Annotated in this window: 19 protein-coding genes and 1 tRNA gene; 5 read left to right on the forward strand and 15 right to left on the reverse strand. The window is 36.4% G+C overall.

Annotation, left to right across the window (positions count from 1 at the left end; translation table 11 throughout):
- Positions 1 to 21: 21 nt before the first annotated feature.
- The 8 genes from CLV73_RS18240 to CLV73_RS18275 all read right to left on the reverse strand — a co-directional run bounded on the left by CLV73_RS18240 (position 22) and on the right by CLV73_RS18275 (position 7,172).
- On the reverse strand, positions 22 to 903 hold the full coding sequence (locus CLV73_RS18240) for a hypothetical protein (RefSeq protein ID WP_100378409.1): 882 nt from the start codon (positions 901 to 903) through the stop codon (positions 22 to 24).
- A 1-nt stretch (position 904) separates the two neighbouring features.
- A complete protein-coding gene (gene nuoF / locus CLV73_RS18245) occupies positions 905 to 2,263 on the reverse strand; it encodes an NADH-quinone oxidoreductase subunit NuoF (RefSeq protein ID WP_100378320.1) in 1,359 nt (452 codons plus the stop codon).
- Between the two features lie 12 nt (positions 2,264 to 2,275).
- Complete coding sequence (locus tag CLV73_RS18250; RefSeq protein WP_076393021.1) at positions 2,276 to 2,785, reverse strand: NADH-quinone oxidoreductase subunit NuoE family protein; 510 nt, start codon at positions 2,783 to 2,785, stop codon at positions 2,276 to 2,278.
- 109 nt (positions 2,786 to 2,894) lie between these two features.
- Positions 2,895 to 4,118 (reverse strand): NADH dehydrogenase (quinone) subunit D, encoded by a 1,224-nt coding sequence (gene nuoD, locus CLV73_RS18255; protein WP_090000173.1) that lies wholly within the window; start codon positions 4,116 to 4,118, stop codon positions 2,895 to 2,897.
- Positions 4,119 to 4,164: 46 nt separating this feature from the next.
- Positions 4,165 to 4,659: an NADH-quinone oxidoreductase subunit C gene (locus CLV73_RS18260; RefSeq protein ID WP_100378321.1), complete on the reverse strand. Its 495-nt coding sequence runs from the start codon at positions 4,657 to 4,659 to the stop codon at positions 4,165 to 4,167.
- A 5-nt stretch (positions 4,660 to 4,664) separates the two neighbouring features.
- Positions 4,665 to 5,225: an NADH-quinone oxidoreductase subunit B gene (locus tag CLV73_RS18265; RefSeq protein WP_047397471.1), complete on the reverse strand. Its 561-nt coding sequence runs from the start codon at positions 5,223 to 5,225 to the stop codon at positions 4,665 to 4,667.
- Between the two features lie 105 nt (positions 5,226 to 5,330).
- Positions 5,331 to 5,702, reverse strand: coding sequence for an NADH-quinone oxidoreductase subunit A (locus CLV73_RS18270; RefSeq protein WP_100378322.1), 372 nt, complete (start codon positions 5,700 to 5,702; stop codon positions 5,331 to 5,333).
- A 336-nt stretch (positions 5,703 to 6,038) separates the two neighbouring features.
- On the reverse strand, positions 6,039 to 7,172 hold the full coding sequence (locus tag CLV73_RS18275) for a GNAT family N-acetyltransferase (protein WP_100378323.1): 1,134 nt from the start codon (positions 7,170 to 7,172) through the stop codon (positions 6,039 to 6,041).
- Between the two features lie 106 nt (positions 7,173 to 7,278).
- Here CLV73_RS18275 and CLV73_RS18280 point away from each other — a divergent pair, with 106 nt between their 5' ends.
- Complete coding sequence (locus CLV73_RS18280) at positions 7,279 to 7,998, forward strand: zinc metallopeptidase (protein ID WP_100378324.1); 720 nt, start codon at positions 7,279 to 7,281, stop codon at positions 7,996 to 7,998.
- Here the strand turns inward: CLV73_RS18280 and CLV73_RS18285 are convergent, their stop codons facing one another.
- From CLV73_RS18285 to rbfA, 7 genes are all read right to left on the reverse strand, one after another.
- Complete coding sequence (locus tag CLV73_RS18285; RefSeq protein ID WP_100378325.1) at positions 7,999 to 8,601, reverse strand: IMPACT family protein; 603 nt, start codon at positions 8,599 to 8,601, stop codon at positions 7,999 to 8,001.
- Positions 8,602 to 9,167: 566 nt separating this feature from the next.
- On the reverse strand, positions 9,168 to 10,199 hold the full coding sequence (gene ribD, locus CLV73_RS18290) for a bifunctional diaminohydroxyphosphoribosylaminopyrimidine deaminase/5-amino-6-(5-phosphoribosylamino)uracil reductase RibD (RefSeq protein WP_100378326.1): 1,032 nt from the start codon (positions 10,197 to 10,199) through the stop codon (positions 9,168 to 9,170).
- A gap of 58 nt (positions 10,200 to 10,257) precedes the next feature.
- On the reverse strand, positions 10,258 to 12,066 hold the full coding sequence (locus tag CLV73_RS18295) for a DUF349 domain-containing protein (RefSeq protein ID WP_100378327.1): 1,809 nt from the start codon (positions 12,064 to 12,066) through the stop codon (positions 10,258 to 10,260).
- A gap of 73 nt (positions 12,067 to 12,139) precedes the next feature.
- Complete coding sequence (locus CLV73_RS18300) at positions 12,140 to 12,877, reverse strand: shikimate dehydrogenase family protein (protein ID WP_100378328.1); 738 nt, start codon at positions 12,875 to 12,877, stop codon at positions 12,140 to 12,142.
- A 59-nt stretch (positions 12,878 to 12,936) separates the two neighbouring features.
- Positions 12,937 to 14,718 (reverse strand): endonuclease, encoded by a 1,782-nt coding sequence (locus CLV73_RS18305; protein ID WP_100378329.1) that lies wholly within the window; start codon positions 14,716 to 14,718, stop codon positions 12,937 to 12,939.
- Positions 14,719 to 14,766: 48 nt separating this feature from the next.
- On the reverse strand, positions 14,767 to 15,972 hold the full coding sequence (locus CLV73_RS18310; protein WP_100378330.1) for an ABC transporter permease: 1,206 nt from the start codon (positions 15,970 to 15,972) through the stop codon (positions 14,767 to 14,769).
- 6 nt (positions 15,973 to 15,978) lie between these two features.
- Complete coding sequence (gene rbfA, locus CLV73_RS18315; RefSeq protein WP_100378331.1) at positions 15,979 to 16,338, reverse strand: 30S ribosome-binding factor RbfA; 360 nt, start codon at positions 16,336 to 16,338, stop codon at positions 15,979 to 15,981.
- A gap of 92 nt (positions 16,339 to 16,430) precedes the next feature.
- Here rbfA and mce point away from each other — a divergent pair, with 92 nt between their 5' ends.
- The 4 genes from mce (at position 16,431) to pelA (ending at position 19,309) form a co-directional block, all read left to right on the forward strand.
- On the forward strand, positions 16,431 to 16,829 hold the full coding sequence (gene mce, locus CLV73_RS18320) for a methylmalonyl-CoA epimerase (protein ID WP_100378332.1): 399 nt from the start codon (positions 16,431 to 16,433) through the stop codon (positions 16,827 to 16,829).
- A 62-nt stretch (positions 16,830 to 16,891) separates the two neighbouring features.
- Positions 16,892 to 16,965 (forward strand) — tRNA-Ile (locus CLV73_RS18325).
- A 132-nt stretch (positions 16,966 to 17,097) separates the two neighbouring features.
- Positions 17,098 to 18,276, forward strand: coding sequence for a DUF4861 domain-containing protein (locus CLV73_RS18330; protein WP_100378333.1), 1,179 nt, complete (start codon positions 17,098 to 17,100; stop codon positions 18,274 to 18,276).
- Positions 18,277 to 18,286: 10 nt separating this feature from the next.
- A complete protein-coding gene (gene pelA, locus CLV73_RS18335; protein ID WP_100378334.1) occupies positions 18,287 to 19,309 on the forward strand; it encodes a pectate lyase in 1,023 nt (340 codons plus the stop codon).
- Positions 19,310 to 19,345 lie beyond the last annotated feature (36 nt).

A 19,345-nucleotide genomic window follows, 5' to 3' on the forward strand; every position in this document is an offset into this window, starting at 1 on the left:
CTTTAGCACCTAAGCTATATTTTAATTATACTTTTTTGTATTGAATGTATATCCGATTCCTGCAAGTGCTTGTCCGAAAACAAAATCCTGGCGAGCTTTATCCGGTTTATTGTTTAATGTGGTTTTAATATCCCACATATTGATATATCCGGCTTTTACTTCTGCTCTCAACATCCAGTTTTTCCAGAAAACCATGTTTAAACTTGATCTAAGATCGGCTCCCATACCTGCAACGTGAAAACGGTCGCTTCTTTCATTTCCAAAAAGCTTGATATTACTTTTCGGGAACATTACTCCTAATCCGGCTCCATAAGACCATACCAAATCTATATTCTTTTTATGAACAAGATTCTTATATTTCTCAAGACCTAAGTTCTCATAATTAAGTCCATCTGTATGCTCAAAAGTAAGGAACTGTTCATCAGCTAAATTTACCTGTCCGTTCTGCACCATTGCTGCATATTTCGGATCTGAAATATATCCTGAAAAGTCAACCGTCTGATTTTGTTTCATTACATATTTCATATGGTCAATTCCAAGAACAAGGGCTAAATTATCTTTAATAAAATATCCTATTCTGAAATTATATTGCGTCACCGTAAACCAGCTTGGATCAAAATAAACGATTCCAAATTTGGTAGGTTTATCTCTTGCAGCTACATTATTCAGCTGAAAATCATAACCGTTTCCACTGAAATGAATGTCAGAGTTACTAAAAGCTCCTCTGTTCCAACCAAAGAAAGCGAACATCTGACCTTTTTTACTTAAAGGAAGAGGCTTTTCTTTCTTTTCAACTTTATATGGAGTCGCCTCCAATTTATATTCCCTTTCTAATGTATCCTTTTTGACTTGTCCAAAGGCAATCCCCGACATCAATATGCCGGCTACCAATAAATTTTTCATTCTAAGCATTGTTTTCAACAGCAGGAATTGGATCTGCATAATGTGCTAATCCATAATTTTGAGTTTGAGACAACTCAGGGTTTTTAACATGCCATTCGAATTCATCTCTGAAGTGACGAATAGCTGCTGCAACAGGCCAAGCTGCTGCATCACCCAATGGACAAATCGTGTTTCCTTCGATCTTTCTCTGGATATCCCAAAGAAGATCTATATCTTCCATTTTCCCTTCTCCTTTCTCGATTTTCTTTAAAATCTTGTACATCCATCCCGTTCCTTCACGGCAAGGAGTACATTGTCCGCAACTTTCGTGATTATAGAATCTCGCCAAAGTCATGGTATGTTCTACGATACACTGATCTTCATCCAATACGATGAAACCTCCTGAACCCATCATGGTACCGGTAGCGAAACCACCGTCTGCCAATGATTCATAGTTCATATATCTTGGTTCTCCGTTTACGGTTTTCAATAATAAATTGGCTGGAACGATCGGAACTGAGCTTCCTCCAGGGATACATGCTTTTAATCTTTTTCCGTCTTTGATACCGCCGCAGTATTCTTCAGAGTAAATGAATTCTTCAACCGTAATTGTCATGTCGATTTCATAAACCCCCGGTTTGTTGATGTTTCCACAAGCAGAAATTAATTTAGTACCTGTAGATCTTCCCACACCGATTTTGGCGTATTCAGCTCCTGTAATATCAATGATTGGAACCACCGCCGCGATAGATTCAACATTATTGACTACCGTTGGTCTTTCCCAAAGTCCTTTTACAGCCGGGAATGGCGGTTTTAGTCTAGGGTTTCCTCTTTTACCTTCAAGAGATTCAAGCAATGCAGTTTCTTCACCGCAGATGTAAGCTCCACCACCTCTTTGAACGTAAATTTCGCAATCGAAACCAGTTCCTAATATGTTTTTACCTAAAAATCCTGCCGCTTTAGCTTCTTCAATCGCTTCTTCCAAAATATCGGGAATCCAGGAATATTCTCCACGGATGTAGATATAAGAAACATTTGAACCTAAACAGTAAGATGAAATCAGCATCCCTTCGATCAGTAAATGAGGAAGAAATTCCATCAGATATCTGTCTTTGAAAGTTCCCGGTTCAGACTCATCAGCATTGACTACCAGGTGTCTTGGAACGCCTTCCGGTTTTGCCAGAAAGCTCCATTTCATCCCGGTTGGGAATCCTGCTCCACCACGTCCACGAAGTCCGGAAGCTTTTACTTCTTCCAAAATTTCGTCGGGTGTCATTTTCAAGGCTTTTTCAGCAGCTTCGTAACCACCATTCTTTCGGTATGTTTCGAAATAGCGAATGCCTTCTATATGTGCGTTTTTAAGTAAAAGTTTTTTACTCATTGTATATTTTAATTAATCCAAAGCGATTTGTCCCTCTCTGCAAAGATCAAGGATTTCGTCAACTTTTTCTATCGTTAAATTTTCATGAAAGAATTTTCCCAACTGCATCATCGGAGCGTATCCGCAAGCTCCAAGACATTCAGCAGGTTTTAATGTGAACATACCGTCTTCAGTAGTCTGTCCGTCCTTAATATTCAGTTTTGTCCTGATATGATCAAGGATTTTTTCACTTCCTGAAACCATACAAGGTCCGGTTCTGCAAACTTCCAAAACATATTTACCAACCGGTTTCATATTGAACATAGTATAGAACGTTGCTACTTCATATACTTCAATTGGCTTAATACTTAATAATTCCGCAACATAATCCATCACAGGAACATCTAACCATCCTCCGAATTCTTTCTGCGCTAAATGCAAAACAGGAATAAGAGCAGACTTTTGTCTTCCTTCAGGATATCTTGCGATAATTTTGTGTACCTGTGCTAAACTTTCCGGTTTAAAAGCTATTGTTTCGCTCACTTTTTTAAATTTTAAATTTTGAATTTTAGATTTTAAATTCTAAAAAATTTCAATTTTTATATGTAGTTTGGATTAATCTAAAATGTATAATCCAAAATCTATAATTTTTTTATGCGTCTAATTCTCCCGCAATAATATTCATACTACACATGGTTACGATCGCATCAGAAATTACAGAACCTGTAATCATCTCAGGATACGCCTGGTAGTAGATAAAACATGGCCTTCTGAAGTGCAGCCTGTAAGGACTTCTTCCACCATCACTTACCAAATAGAATCCTAGTTCTCCGTTTCCACCTTCTACAGCGTGGTAAACTTCACCTTTAGGCACATCCGTTTCTCCCATTACGATTTTGAAATGGTAAATCAATGCTTCCATTTTTTGATAAACATCAGCCTTTTCAGGAAGATAGAAATCAGGAACATCCGCATGGAATGGCCCTTCTGGAAGGTTTTCGTATGCTTGTTTGATGATTTTGATTGATTCCCAGATCTCTTGTTGACGAACCATGAAACGGTCGTAAGTATCTCCTGATGTTCCCACAGGAATAATGAAGTCGAAATCTTGGTAAGAAGAATAAGGCTGTGCAACTCTCACGTCATAATCTACACCTGTCGCACGTAAGTTTGGACCAGTGAAACCATAGCTTAATGCTCTTTCTGCTGAAATTGCTCCAGCTCCGATGGTTCTGTCCATGAAAATTCTGTTTCTTTCCAACAAAGTACAAAATTCTTTGAATCTTGGTGGGAAAGTTTTAAGGAAATCCTTAATCAATTCATGGAATTTTGGAGTAAAATCTCTTTCGAAACCTCCAATTCTTCCCATGTTCGTTGTCATTCTCGCTCCGCAGATTTGCTCGTACATATCGTAAATACGTTCTCTTTCGATGAACATATAAGTAAGACCGGTAATTGCTCCGGAGTCCATCCCGGTTACCCCGTTACAGATAAGGTGGTCACCAATTCTTGCTAATTCCATCAAAATGACACGCATATAATCTACGCGTTTTGGAACTTCAACACCGATTAGCTTCTCCACTGTCATGTGCCAACCTAAGTTATTAATTGGTGCAGAACAGTAATTCATACGGTCGGTAAGGGTAGTGATCTGAGCGTAATTTCTTCTTTCAGAAATTTTCTCAAATGCTCTGTGGATGTATCCTACCGTTTGCTCCGCGTGAAGGATTCTTTCTCCATCCATCGTTAAGATATTCTGGAAAATCCCGTGTGTTGCAGGGTGGGTTGGTCCTAAATTGAGGGTATATAGTTGCCCATCAATTTGCTCCTTACTGTCGTACTGGTTTAGTATATTAGATAATGAGTTATCTTTCATAATGTTTGCTTTTAGCTATTTGCTTTTGGCTAATTGCCTTCCGCTATTATCTTCCGAACATGCTATCGTTCTTGTCGGTCCTTGTGCCGTCTTCCAAACGATATTCCTTCAACATCGGGTGGTATCCAAGATCTTCCATATTTAAAATAGGTCTAAGATCCGGATGGCCTTTAAATTTAATTCCGAAGAAATCATAAGTTTCTCTTTCCATCCAGTTAGCTCCGGCGTACAATTCCACTAAAGAATCCACTTCGATATTTTCTCTGGACATAAAGATTTTCAGACGCAATCTGAAGTTAGTCATCATATTATGTAAATGATAAACTACGCCGATTTCCTTTTCCGGGAATTCAGGGTAATGGATTCCACAAACGTCTGTAAGGAAATTGATTTCTAATGATGAATCTTTAAGATAATGAACGATTTTCTTCAAATCTTCTTTCTTCACCTCGATTGTGAGCATTCCATATGGCTCAGAACTCGCGATTACAGACTCCGGAAATTCTCTTGTGATTGCTTCTAATACAAATTCGTTTGTCATTTCCCTTAGTTGCTTATGTTGTAAGAATCTAATAATTTCTGGTATTCTGGCATATCTCTTCTCCTGATGCTTTCGCTTTCTGCCAAAGCCTGAACCTGCATTACCCCTTCGATAATCTGCTCTGGTCTTGGAGGACATCCCGGAACGTAAACGTCTACAGGGATAATTTTATCAATACCTTGCAGTACAGAATAGGTATCAAAAATACCACCGCTGGAAGCACAAGCTCCCACTGCTACCACCCATTTCGGCTCTGCCATCTGAGTGTACACTTCTTTTAGGACAGGTCCTAATTTCTTAGATATAGTTCCGCAAACCATCAGCATATCTGCCTGTCTTGGTGAGAAAGAGTTTCTTTCCATACCAAATCTTGAAGCATCATACGTAGGGTTCAGGGTAGCCATAAACTCGATACCACAACAAGAGGTTGCAAAAGGCAACGGCCAAAGAGAAAATTTTCTAGCCATCCCGATTACACTGCTCAGTTTCGTTGCGAAAAACCCTTCTCCTTCAAATCCTTCCGGAGCAGGTGCATCTGTTCTTATTACTGGTTTGTTATCTGACATTTTAGTAGATTTTAGATTTTAAATTTTAGATTCTAAATTATTGTTAATGTTAACCTTAATTAAAATCACCATCTAAAATTTGTAATTTAAAATTTATAATTTCTTTTATTTATCCCAATCTAATGCGCCGCGTTTCCAGACATAGAAAAATGCCATGAAGAAAATCGCCACAAATGTAAGTACTGCCAAGAATCCTTCCATTCCGAATTCTCTGAAGTTAACTGCATATGGATAAAAAAATACGATTTCAATATCGAATAGTACGAATAATACCGCTGTCAAAAAATATTTGATGGAAAACGGTGTTCTTGCATTTCCTTCTACCGGGACTCCACATTCCCAGCTTTGGTTTTTTACAGAATTTCCTTTTTTCTGTTTTGGACCTAAAAAATGCGCTCCAAGCAAAGAAATGGCTACGAAACCTATCGCAACACCTGCCTGTAAAAGGATTGGAATATAACTTTCAGGTAAATTCATTTTTGCATTATTATCTCAATTTGCAAATTTAGCGAATAAACAAGAAAGCATGAAATTTATCAGCTTTAAAATAGGATGAAAATAGAGAAAATTGGTAATTTAGAATGAATAAAAATAGTAGTTATTTTTTCATTTTTTTAAGTAAAGAAAAGGCCATAAATGAAATATAACCAAATAAAACACTTGCATACATTATGTTAACTACAGTGTTGGTTTTGTCATCCTCTATTTTAAAAAAGAAATTATAAAAAATAAATCCGGCAATTAAAATGGCGAAAATAATAAGGTGTGGTTTCATGAAAAGATATTAAAATGTTAAGGGTAAGAAATTAGCCTTTATTTATTGCCAATATTTAGTGAATAGGTTCTTCTTCTTTTGTGATTTACAGGATTATAATCCTGCCACAAAAGCTGAATGCTCTTATTCTCTTCCAATTCGGGATTGGTTTCAAGAAATTTCACCCCTTTTTTGTTGAAAACATCCCAGATTTCTTTAAAAATAATTGAAGTGACTCCACGTCTTTGGTAATCTGGATGAATTCCGATCAGATAAAAATTTGCTCTGTCGTTTTTCTTTCCGGCTTTCAGGAAATGCCACCATCCGAAAGGCAGTAATTTTCCTTTCGATTTTTGTAATGCTTTAGAATAAGAAGGCATTGTGATGGCAAACGAAATCAGATGATTGTTTTCATCTACAATACAAATAATGAAATCTTTATCCAGAAGAGGAAAGTATTTTTCCTTATATGTTTTTCTTTGCTCATCGGAAATAGGAGTGTAGGTCGAAAGATGTTTGTAAGTTTCATCCAGAAGATCAAACATGGCATCAGCATAAGGTAAGATTTCTTCTTTCGTTTTAAATCTCAGAACCTTTAGATGATATTTCTGAGAAATCAGTTCGTTGAATTTATAGATTTTTTCAGGTAAAGTATCGGGAAAGATGATTTCAAATTCCACCCATTCTTTTTCTTTTACCAATCCTAATTTTTCAAGATGCTTCGGATAATACTCACTATTGTAAATTCCGATCATTGTTGCCAGTTTGTCAAAACCCAATGTCAGCATTCCTGCTTTGTCCAGATTGGTGAAGCCCATTGGTCCTTCAATAGTGTCAATATTTTTCTCTTTTGCAAAATCTACAGCTGTCTGAATTAACGCCTGAGAAACTTCCTCATCATCAATAAAATCGATCCACCCGAAACGGACTTTTCTGATTCCCAGTTCTTTTTCTTCTTTGTGGTTGATAATTACAGCAATTCTGCCGACAACGGTATTGTTTTTATAGGCTAAAAACTGTTTGGCTTCGGAGTATTGAAGGGCAGGATTTTGCTTGGGATTCCAAACGTTAACTTCATCATTGATGAATGCCGGAACGTAATAAGGGTTGTTTTTATATAAATCCATCGGAAAACGGACAAATTTCTTTACCTGATCCGGGGTTTTTACTTCAATAATGGAGACTTTCGACATAATGTATGACGCTAATTAGACAGACAAATATAATTAATTAAATACAATACTTTGGCACAGTTTTTACATCAAAATAGTAAAAAAAACACATTTAAAATCTAATAAAATGATAGGTTACTACGGTTATTATATAATTATCGGTATTTCGATGCTCGTAAGCTGGTGGGTTTCATCGAGATTGAAATCAAAATTTGCATATTATTCAAATGTACATCTTCGCAACGGGCTTTCAGGAAAGGAAGTTGCTGAGAAGATGTTAAGAGATAACGGGATCACGGATGTTCAGGTAATTTCAGTTCCTGGGCAATTAACGGATCACTACAATCCGGAAAATAAAACAGTAAATCTTTCTGAAGGTGTTTATATGCAGAGAAATGCCGCTGCTGCAGCGGTTGCTGCACATGAATGCGGTCACGCAGTTCAGCATGCTAAAGGATATTCTATGCTTCAGCTACGATCCAAATTGGTTCCTGTAGTAAGTATAAGTTCTAATCTGATGCAGTTTGTTCTGATTGCCGGGATTATGATCATGGCTGCGACACGTACCATTGATAACCCAACAGGAAATAGACTGGTATTAGGAATTGGGGTACTGATGTTTGCCTTTACAACTTTGTTTGCTTTTGTGACACTTCCTGTGGAATACGATGCAAGCAACAGGGCAATGAAATGGCTGAAAGATACAGGAACTGTTACTTCAGAAGAATATGTCGGAGTGCAGGATAGCTTGAAATGGGCGGCAAGAACCTATGTGGTAGCGGCTATCGGTTCGCTGGCACAGCTTCTCTACTGGTTATCCCTATTTATGGGCGGAAGAAGGGATTAATTATTCTTTAAATTTAAAAGAAACATACTGCATCTCGGACAATTTGTCCGAGATGTTTTCTTTTTGTGCTATTTTTAGTGAAGCTGTAAGAATACAATTTTCCTGAGCATCAAAATTTAACACTTTAGCATCAAATTTTGAAAGTAGGGTAAAGATGGTATTTTGCTGGTTAAACTGAAACTTAATTTCGATTTCTGTTTCTAATTCTTTAGTAATGATATTGGCTTCTTCCAATGTGATTTTTGCCGATTCTTTATAGGCTTTTACCAATCCTGATACTCCCAGTTTTGTACCTCCATAATAGCGAACGGATATAACCAAGACATTAGTAATTTCATTAGCTAATAATTGATTGTAAATCGGTAAACCTGCACTGCCGGAAGGTTCTCCGTCATCATTGGCGCGATAATTTTCACCATTCAGGCCTATTCTGAAGGCATAACAATGATGTGTTGCTTTTGGATGCTCTGCACGGATTTTTTCTAAAGCATTTTTTAGTTCTTCTTCATTGTTCACAGGAAAAGCAAACCCGATGAATTTGCTTCCTTTTTCCTTTAATAAGGTATTTTCTACTGCAGATTCTATCGTCTTAAAATTGAACATATCTTGTAAGGAAGCTTATTGTGCCTTGAATTTAAATTAATTTTTCAAAGTTAAAGCTTTTTAAGAATATTGCATGAAAAAAGAGAACGGTAAAGTTCTCTTTAATCTTATTAGCAAGGAAAGCTTCCTTCAAGTCAGAGTGGCGGACAGCTCATGCCTGATGGGGGTTGCGCAATATCTTTGTAAATTTGGTGGATAATATGTGCAGCATTTTAGGGCTATTCCTCCGACGATGTTTTTTAATCTTTGTTTGGAATTTTTTAGATTCTTAATAATAAATATTTCTAAATTTCAGGGTGCGGAATAGCGCACGCTTGTTCAATTGGAACACATTTACCATTACAGTTGTATTGAGTGTGAGGATTGCATGGACAAACTTTGGTTCCATCAATAAGATAGTAACAATCTTGAATTCCTCCGTTCACAGATTTTAGTTCCTTGTTGTTAATTTTCTTAGATTTTTCATGATAATATTTTTAGCTTCATCATGAAATTACATAATTAATTTCAAAGGATGGTGATAAATTATAAGATATTTATTATGTTAAGTTTTGATTGTTAGATGATTATAGTGCTTTTAATTGGAAGAATTCAATAGTATTACCTCTGAAATATTCGGTTTTGCAAGGTTTTATATTACTTAAAGTAGGAGCTTTAGTCCCGTTTTCTAATTTCAGATCTTCATTTTTAATAACAATAGCCTCATCCCAAAGATTTTCATCAATAAATTGCTGTAATGTAAACCTTCCCCCTTCAATAATAACAGACTGAATCTGTTCTTTATACAAAGAACTCATTAAATCGTGTGGAAAATTTTCTTTTTCAATTCTAATAAAATGAATATTCTCCTTGTTTTCTTCTTTTATAGAATTGAAAATTAAGGTTTTAGCCTGGTTATTATAAATACTGAAATCGTGAGGAACTTTTAGATTAAAATCAATTAAGATTCTTACAGGATTCACACCCTTTACGTTTCTTACTGTTAAGCTTGGATTGTCGTTTAAAGCGGTTTGTGTTCCGACTAGAATAGCATGTTCATTGGCTCTCAACTGATGAACGAATTGATTGACTAAGGTATTGGAAATAGAGGTGGGCTTGAAATCTTTATCCAGAAAACCATCTCCGGATTCTGCCCATTTTAGAATGATATATGGTCTTTTCTTTTCATGATAAGTGAAAAATCGTTTATTCAGCTCAATACACTCATTTTCTAAAATTCCGGAAACGACTTCAATGCCTGCATCTTGGATGATCTTTTTCCCTTTTCCGTTCACTTTGTCATGGGAATCCATTGCACCTATCACTACTTTTTTGAACCCCAGCTCTTTAATCTTTAAAGCACAGGGTGGAGTTTTTCCATAATGTGCACAAGGCTCCAGGGAAACGTAAATGGTAGATTCTGGAATTAAACTTTTATCCTTAACGGAATTGATGGCATTAATTTCTGCATGAGGTTCTCCTGCTTTATGATGGTAGCCTTCACCAATGATTTTTTCATTATGAACAATTACACTTCCCACTAAAGGGTTTGGATAGGTATTGCCGATTGCTTTTTGGGCAAGCTCAATACATCTTCTGATATAAAATTCGTCTTGCATAGGAAAGAAAAAAGCGAAGACAAATTATTTGGCTCCGCTTTTTAGATTTTTAATAAGTTTATTCTCCTGCGATTATGCTGTGAAGATTTTGTCTTAAGGTTTCTAAATGAGCTTTTTTCTCATCAATAGTATCGAAAGTATCTTTTAATAAAGGATTTTCTCTCGATGGCTTATTAAAGAACGCTAAGTTGTTTTCCAGTTTTACGATTTCTGCTTCAAGATCAGATATTTGACTCTTAATTTTTCTTGCTTTGTCGGTTAACTGGTTTTCAGAAAGTCCTTCTTCTTTAAGCTCTAATTCGTTGATTTTATTCAGTTTTAGCTTTTCTCTCAGCGTTTTGTTGAACTCGGAATTGATAGAGATTTTTTCTCTAGGCACTTTTCCTATATTATTCCAAGCGGTTTTAATCGCCTCAATCTTTTCGATGCTGCCATCTTCATTAGTGATGGTTTTCAACTCATCAAGAAGTTCTTTTTTATGTTTGTAATTCTCTTTCCAGTTATCTGTAGAGGTATTACTTTTTTCTCTGTAGTTGTTAAAGAATGTATTACAAGCATCACGGAATTCATCCCAGATCTTATTGGTCATACTTTTAGGAACGTGGCCAATTTTTTTCCAGTCTTCCTGAAGCTTTTTGAATAATGGTACCGCAATGTCCCACTCTTCATTGTTCATATTGTCTTTAGCGGTCTGGATAAGCTTTAATTTTTCTTCCAGATGACTTTGCTGAGATCCTTTTAATGATTTGTAATAATTGTTCTTCGTTGTGTTGAAGTTTCTTAGTGTTGTTTTGAAATCAGTCCAGTTCTGATTGGAAAGCTTTCTAGGAACACTTCCGGTTTTCAAAAATTCTGAACGAAGATCTTCAACTCTTCGGATGGCATTTTGCCAGTAATTATGGTTAGGAGCTTCTGTTGGTTCTGAAAGCTTCTTAATTTCAGCGATGATCTGGTTCTTTTTCTCCAGATTGATGCTTTGTTCAGATTCTATTGCAGCAGAAAGTTCAGATTTTCTCTCGTGTATTTTGTTAGAGATTTCTTTAAATTCTTCCCAGGTTTTTTCACGGAATTCTTCTGCAACCGGTTCGGCTTCTTCTTTCCAAAGTTTATGAAGATATTGAAGCTCATTCAGTGCTTTCTGAATGACAGGTTCATTCTCAAGTTCTTTTGCACGTTCTATGATATGCTGTCTTTTCTCAAGATTATGGCTGTATTCCTGCTCAAGAAACTCTTTATTCAAATCCAGCATCTGATAAAACTGGTTCAGATGGTGGAAATAATTGTTGTTAAGAATTTTAAATTCGGATTTCGCAACCTGCCCGGCTTTAGACCATTCCTCTTTTATTTCACGGATTGATTTGAAAAGGTTTGTTCCCGGCTCTGAATTGGTATATAGATTTTTAAGTCTTTCAATGATATTCTGGCGTTGTTCCAGGCTTTTCTTTTGCTCCTCTTCCTGACCTTTTTGGTAAGAATCATGTTTTTCTTTAAAGATGTTGACTAGAGCAGAAAGTTTAGATTGCAGAGGATGCTCGTAACTAAAATTTTCAGGAGCATTTCCAGCTTCTACATATTCATGCTTTTTATCTTCTATCTCATCATGGATGTGGTGACTTGCTTTTTCTTTTAAAAGGTTGAATTTTTTGAAATTTTCACCAGCATTGGGAGTGTTGATGATTTTTTCCATTTCCTTTAAAGCTTCCGCTAAAGAAATTTCAACCTCTTCTTCCTGATCTTCCACAGAATCTGTATCTTCATCATGAGGGGGCTCATGAGAAGAAACGGTTTCTTCCGATGGGTTTTGTTGAGATACTTCTTGAGCGTTTTTCTTTTCTTCGTTTTCAGAAAGGTTGTTTTCTGTAGTCATAGCAAGTCTTTTATGTGAGTGGCATTAATATCCTTTAAATATAGTAAAAAGCCAATTAAAACACTAATTTATGTTATTTTTTTTGAAAATTCCAAATTTCCCAAGCTTTTTCTGCCTGCTGTTCCAGCATATAATACCCATTCACTGTTTTTGCTCCTTTTTCGGATGCATTAATGATGAATTGGGTATAATTGGGATTGTAAATTAAGTCAATAACCAGATGATTTTTAGATAGTCCTTCAAAAGGAAATTTGAGGCAGTCTTCTACATTCGGGAAAGTTCCTACAGGAGTACATTGAATAATAATAGGATGATTTTCAACGGTTGCCTGATCCAGATTATCGAAATTAATTTCCGTGCTTCTGGAAACGGTAATAGAACTGATCCCATGTTTGTTTAAAACATATTGAACGGCTTTCGCGGCTCCTCCGTTGCCTAGGATAAGCGCAGCGTTTTGGTGTGGCTTTTTATGAAGAAGCAAGGTTTTTTCAAATCCGAAAGCATCTGTATTGTATCCTGTTTTTTTACCATCCTTAATTAAGACACAGTTAACAGCTCCTATTTTCTGAGCTTCGTCACTCAATTCATCCAGGTAATCAATGATTTTTTCTTTGTAAGGAATGGTTACATTAAACCCTAAAAGATCGGAGGTTGAAAATAACTGTTCAACCTCGTGTATCTCATTTAAATCAAAAATACTGTAAGAAAAATCTTTCAGCATCAGTTTCTGAAATTTGTCTTCAAAAAACTTTTTTGAAAAAGAATAAGAGATATTACGTCCTATTAAGCCTAATTTTTTATTGGAAATCATATTTCAAAAATAAAAAAAAGACCGAGAATTTCGGTCTTTTATAAATTAAATTTTTGTATTTACTCCACAATGAATTTTGTGGTATTTATATCTGTTTTTAATAAGTAAACTCCTTTTGACAGGTTTTTAAGATCTATCTTGTTAGAATTTTTAAACGGATGATGGATCACCTGAATAAGCTTTCCTGAAAGATCAATGATTTCTGCTTTTGTGATCTTATTAATGTTTTCGCCTTTTACAAAAAGCTCGTTGTTTTTAACAGGATTAGGATAAATTCCGAATGCGCCATCTTTTGAAGTTTCTGAAGTCGCCAGACTGGTGTAGCACGTCCAGCTTAAATCATCAATAGCCACTCTATTCCCTGAAACAGGATTGACAAGTTTAATGGTAACGTTTCCGCTTATGTTGATGTTGTTGATTGTGTATGTTCCTACTGTTGTTGTATAAGGAATTGTCCCAACCTGAACACCATTTATTAATAGATTTAAAGCGCTGTCGGTACCTGTTGTAAATTTTAACTGGGTTTTTACGGTTAAGCTTTGGATTCCGCCGGAAAGGGTAGAGCTTAGCAAATAACCGTCTCTTATGGTAATTGCTTTTCCTGTAATGGTTTGGTCTGTTCTTGCATCGGTTGCATTCCATGTAATGGAGTTATTTGTCCATGTTTGGTTTGCATAGCTTGAAGAAGCTGCAGGAATATTGCTGAAATCTTCAGTGCCACAGCTTCCTCCGCCCGGTTGTCCTGCAAGAGTTGTTTCTGTTGCATTGTTACTTTGTGGAGATGAGTTCCCAGCGGCATCTCTGGCAATAACATAGAATGTATAGGTAGTAGAAGGAGTTAATCCCTGAACTGTTGCTGTGGTTCCTGTAACAGTAGCATAGAAAGCTCCGTTTGAAAAATAAATATCGTAACCTGTTACTCCAATGTTGTCTGTAGCTGCAGTCCAGCTTAAAGAAATTGAATTGCTGGTAGGGTTATTGGCTACTAAATTAGTTGGTGCTGTTGGGGCCTGGGTATCAACAACTGGTGTTCCCCAAATCTGATCAACATATTCAGGATGATCAATATAAGGGTTTCTGTTTCCCTGATAAATATAAGAAGCATTATTTCTTCCGATTTCTGCAGGAGAAACAGGATCTAATGCATTCCAGGCTAGTAATTGATTAAGCTCCCAGGTTTGAAGACCCGGAAAAGCTGAATTTCCCAACATATTTCCTGAACTGAACCCGGAAAGCTGCGTTTCGTATCGTGTTACAAAATAAAAAATCATTCTTGCCACATCGCCTTTAAAAGCATCAACAGGTTCAAAAACCGTTCCTGAATATCCAGGAGAGACCGAGGTTCCAAGTTTAGATCCGTTTAAAGAAGTAAAAGATGCTGTACCTACTTTTCCGTAAGGATAGTTAGATCTCATTCCATTTACTTTTCCATCAGTAGCTCTAATGAAATGAATATCTGCAACCATAGGAGAGTTGCTGTTGAATAGGCTCTGTGGAACTACGTGTTCTCTATTGTAGCAGTTTCCTTCTGTGCTGTAAGAGCCACATTGGTTGGTTGAGTAAGTAAATGTGTAAGGATCCGGGCCATTGGCATTTTCGGAATAAATATCTAAAATTGTTCCGTCATTTTCATAATAATAATCACGATCGGTAGTCTGATAACCGCTCCAAAGGCCATTATAGCCATGATCGATATGACCATTGGTGATAATCTGATTAAGCTTGCTTTTCAAAGCGGCTCCAGTAAGTCCTGTTGTTCCGTTGTAATACCCTGCCGGAATTTGTGCAAACGCATTGATAAATACAACTGCAAACAACAAAGAAAATAATATTCGTTTCATTTTTTAAAATTGGGGGCGTAAAGATACAAAAAAATGAAACGTTGTGTATTAACTTTTAGTAATATAGTCTTTGCTGATCTTTGAGAAGAACCATGAAATTAGTATCCCGAATACTGCTGCAGTAAGGGCTACAATGATGTAATTGTTTCCTACGATCTTAATAGGAAAGGGCAATGTTCCTATGGCTTTAAAAAATTCAGTATACTGCTGAAAATAGCATAAAAGAGTACCTAGAATTAGTCCTGAAATAATACCTAAAATTACAATAAGAACTCCGGTATAAAAATACGTTTTTCTTAAATGAGCTAAAGGAAATCCAAGTGAAATGAGTGAGCGGGCCTGTTCTTTTTTATCAAGCTGAAGAATAATAATTGCTCCGGCAAGATTGAAGGTCGTAATGAAGATGACTAAAGCAAAAATAAGGTAAATAAACAGCTTTTCGGTATTAATCATTTTCCAGAAAGCGGCGTTTTCCTCTTCTTTGGTTTTGATTTCAACCGTTTTGCCAAGTTGTGAGATCAAATTTTGCTTTACTATATCTGCGTTTTCAGGATTTTTAAGTTTAATCACAATCTGATAGGCAGATTGCTTTGGTAGATCCAATAGTTCCTCAGTAAGCTCAATAGGAGCTATAATGTAGTTGTTGAGCTGATCATTTCCAGGAAAAACTCCTGTAACGAAAATATTTTTCTTATTATAAATATCTTCTTCCTTATTAATAATTCCTGTACCTGGTTTAGGCATGAAAACCGTAGCAAAATCCGAGGTAGAATCTATAGGAATGGAAAGCCTGTTTTTAAGGGAATGCTCCATAATCACTTCATTGGAATACTTGAAGCTTGGGTAAGTTCCGTAGAAAATACTTTTGTCAATAGGATTCACTTTCGTATAAGCAGAATCTACTCCCCGTAAATAGGCAATATCGCCTTTGCCGTTGTAGTTGATGTATACTTTTTCTTCGATCACTTTAGAAAAGCTCACAATTTCTTTGTTCTTTTTTAAAGTAGTCTCTGCCTGTTGTATATTCTTAATCGTTTTTCCTGAGCTGCTTTTTAAGGTAAGATCTGCATGCAGGTTGGCAATAAGATCTTTATTGAAATCTTCCAGTCCGGAGAAAACCGAAATAATAACGAACATCGCAGTCACAGCTACGGTCATCGCTCCTACAGCAAGCCACGTGATAAACGTAACGGCAGTGCTCCCTTTTTTAGCTAAAAGGTATCGGGATGCGATATAAAATGCAATGTTCTTCAAAATGTACTATAAAACAGGATTGTCACCTTCTCCTCTTAATTCTCTCTCCAGTTTTTCCACGTCATCAAGAGTGGTGTCCAGATAAAAGTTAAGATTTGGAATTACACGTACTTGTTTTGCCATTTTCTGGCCGATGAAATTTCTGTACTGAGCTTTGTTTTCTTCTATTTCCTTCATCACGGCACTGCGGTGCTCCTGTGGGAAAATGCTTAAATAAATTTTTGCAATCCCTAAATCTGCCGTTACTTTTACGTCAGAAACGGTTACTAAAATACTTTGTTGGCTGTTGGCAGCCTGTTGGCGGAAAAGCTCTGCGAAGTCTTCCTGTATAATCTGTGCTACTTTTCTTTGTCTGTTACTTTCCATAAGTTCTGCAAATTTAGTACTTTTGTTTGAATTGATACTTTGAAATTAAGAAGCAGTATCAAAATTACAATTTAAATTATTGATTAGTATTTATGAAGCTAGAACATATCGGTATTGCTGTAAAGTCTTTGGGAGTTTCAGATGAACTCTTTGCTAAATTACTGGGGAAAGAATCATATAAAAAAGAAACCGTACAAAGGGAAGGAGTAGTTACATCTTTCTATGAAACCGGAGAAAGTAAAATAGAGCTTTTGGAAGCCAGTAACCCTGAAAGTCCGATCTCAAAATTTATAGATAAAAAAGGAGAAGGTATTCATCATTTGGCATTTGGAGTGGAAAATATCTACAACGAAGTGCAAAGACTGAAAAAAGAAGGTTTTCAATTTATTTCCGAAGAACCGAAAGAAGGTGCTGATAACAAATTAGTTGTGTTCTTGCATCCTAAATCTACCAATGGAGTACTGGTAGAATTATGCCAAGAAAAGCAATAAAAAATTTTGTGGTGAAAGAATTTTTGCTATTTTTGCAAACACAAAATTTAACCAAGTTTTGAGGTCCTATAGCTCAGTTGGTTAGAGCACCTGACTCATAATCAGGTGGTCCCTGGTTCGAGCCCAGGTGGGACCACAGAAAATTAAGCACTTACAGAAATGTAGGTGCTTTTTTTAATTCATGACTAATTTTAAGAAATTTTTAAGCAAAATAATATATCATTACCCAAATTATTTTTACTTTTGAGAAAAACAACGTCTGAGAGTTATGAATAAAAAGCTAAGATTTGGAATAAGTTGTGCAATCGTTTGCATTGCTGTGGATTTTATAGCTGCACAAACTTCTATTCAGGTGAAAAATACTCTGGACTTTGCACGGAATGAAGTGGTTACGATTCCGGTGAGCCGGCTGAAGTCGTTTTTAGGGAAAAATAAAGAGTCGGATCTTCGAATTAAAGATGCTCAAAATAATTATCTTACGATTCAGTGGATCGATAATAATGGAGACGGTAAAAATGATGAGTTGCTTTTTCAGGCAAAAGTGGGAGCAAAAGAGACAGCATTTTATACTATCGTTGCGGATGCAAAAACTCCAATTCCGGTAAGTAAGGTGGCGACATATTCAAGGTTGGTTCCTGAGCGTGCAGATGACTATACCTGGGAAAATGATAAAATTGCTTTTCGTGTATATGGTCCGAAAGGGCAGCAGGAGGCTTTGGCAGGAGTGAAAGGAAGCACGCTTTCGAGTGGAGTGGATATTTGGTTGAAAAGAACTGATAAATCTATCATTAATGACTGGTATAAAGGTTATTTGACGGATCCGATGTATTACCATAGAGATACTCGGGGTGAGGGTTACGATCCTTATCAGGTTGGAGATAGCCGTGGAACCGGAGGAATCGGGATCTGGAAAGACGGAAAACTCCAGGTTTCTCAAAATTTTGTAACCTCAAAAACGATTGCAGAAGGTCCGTTGAGAACGGTTTTTGAATTAACTTATCATCCTTGGAGTGAGTTTGGGGTGCAGGAAACGAAGAGAATTTCTTTGGATTTGGGATCTAATTTTTCAAAATTTGAATCGACTTTTGAAGCTGAAAAACAGGTTCCGAACTACACCATCGGAATTACGCTACATAAAAACGAAGGAGAAGCAAAGTTGAATGATAAGAATGGATATTATCTGCATTGGGAAAAAATTGATGATGCTTTCGTAGGAGAAGGAATAGTTGTTGATCCTAGTATTGTAGAAAAATCAATTGCTTTTGCATCTGAAATTCCGGATCAGAGTAATTTACTGGTCATTACAAAACCTCAGAAAAAACTGACTTATTATGCAGGATTTGCATGGCAGAAAAGTGGGCAGATTCAAACACAAAAAGATTGGGAAAATATGTTGCAAAAACAGGCTCAGATTATAGCAAACCCTTTACAGGTAAAGGTTAAATAATATTGTAAGGATGAAATTAAAAATATACGTATTCGCTTTTGGGCTAACTGCCGTTAACCTTTCCGCTCAGGTAAAAGACACTTTAGCAGAAAAAATGCTGATCTATCAGCTTCCGATCGGAGGATGGGGAAAGCAGCTGGAAGATAAGTCTGTAGTCAATTACAGTTTACCGCTGGATAAAGACCTTTTAAGAAAGATAAAATCTACAGGCGATGATCACGCCACCATTGATAATAATGCTACTTCAAAGGAAATCAATGCTTTGATTAAAGCGTATTCAACAACAAAAAATCCTGAATATCTGAAAGCTGCAGAAAAAGGAATCAGCTATCTTCTTCTAATGCAGTATAAAAACGGAGGTTTTCCACAATATTATCCGAATACGGGCTTATATAGAAAACAGGTAACGTATAATGATAATGCGATGATTAATGCTTTGACGGTTTTGTATAATGTTGCTGAAGGTAAAAATGATTTCGATGTCGTAGATTCAAAATTAAAAGAGAAGTCAAAAGATGCCGTGAAAAGAGGGATCGACTGTATTTTAAAAACTCAGGTATTACAAAAAGGAATTCCGACCATTTGGGGCGATCAGTACAATGAATTGACTTTGCAGCCGGATAAAGCCAGAGCTTTTGAACCGATTTCGTTGGCAACAGGAGAGTCGGTGGGGATTGTACGTTTTTTAATGATGCAGCCGGTTACTCCTGAAGTTGAAAAATCAATAAAATCGGCAGTAAAATGGTTCAAGCAAAACAAAATTGAAGGCTATAGCTATAATGTTTCAAAAGTAAACGGAAAAGCTATCCGAACTCTAACGGCAGAAAAAGGTTCTGTAATCTGGGCAAGGTTTTATGATATTAATAATAACAGGCCGCTTTTTGGTGACAGAGACGGGAGTGTAAAATATAATTACAATGAAGTTTCGGAAGAACGAAGAAACGGTTACAGCTGGTTTGGTGATTTTGCGGATAAGCTGATCAATAAAGAATATCCGAAATGGTTGGAGAAAAATAAAATTTCTGATAACTAGTTCATTCAGATTTATAGAAAATTAGCAAACATTCGT

The organism is Chryseobacterium geocarposphaerae (genome assembly GCF_002797535.1).
Taxonomy (GTDB): Bacteria; Bacteroidota; Bacteroidia; order Flavobacteriales; family Weeksellaceae; genus Chryseobacterium; species Chryseobacterium geocarposphaerae.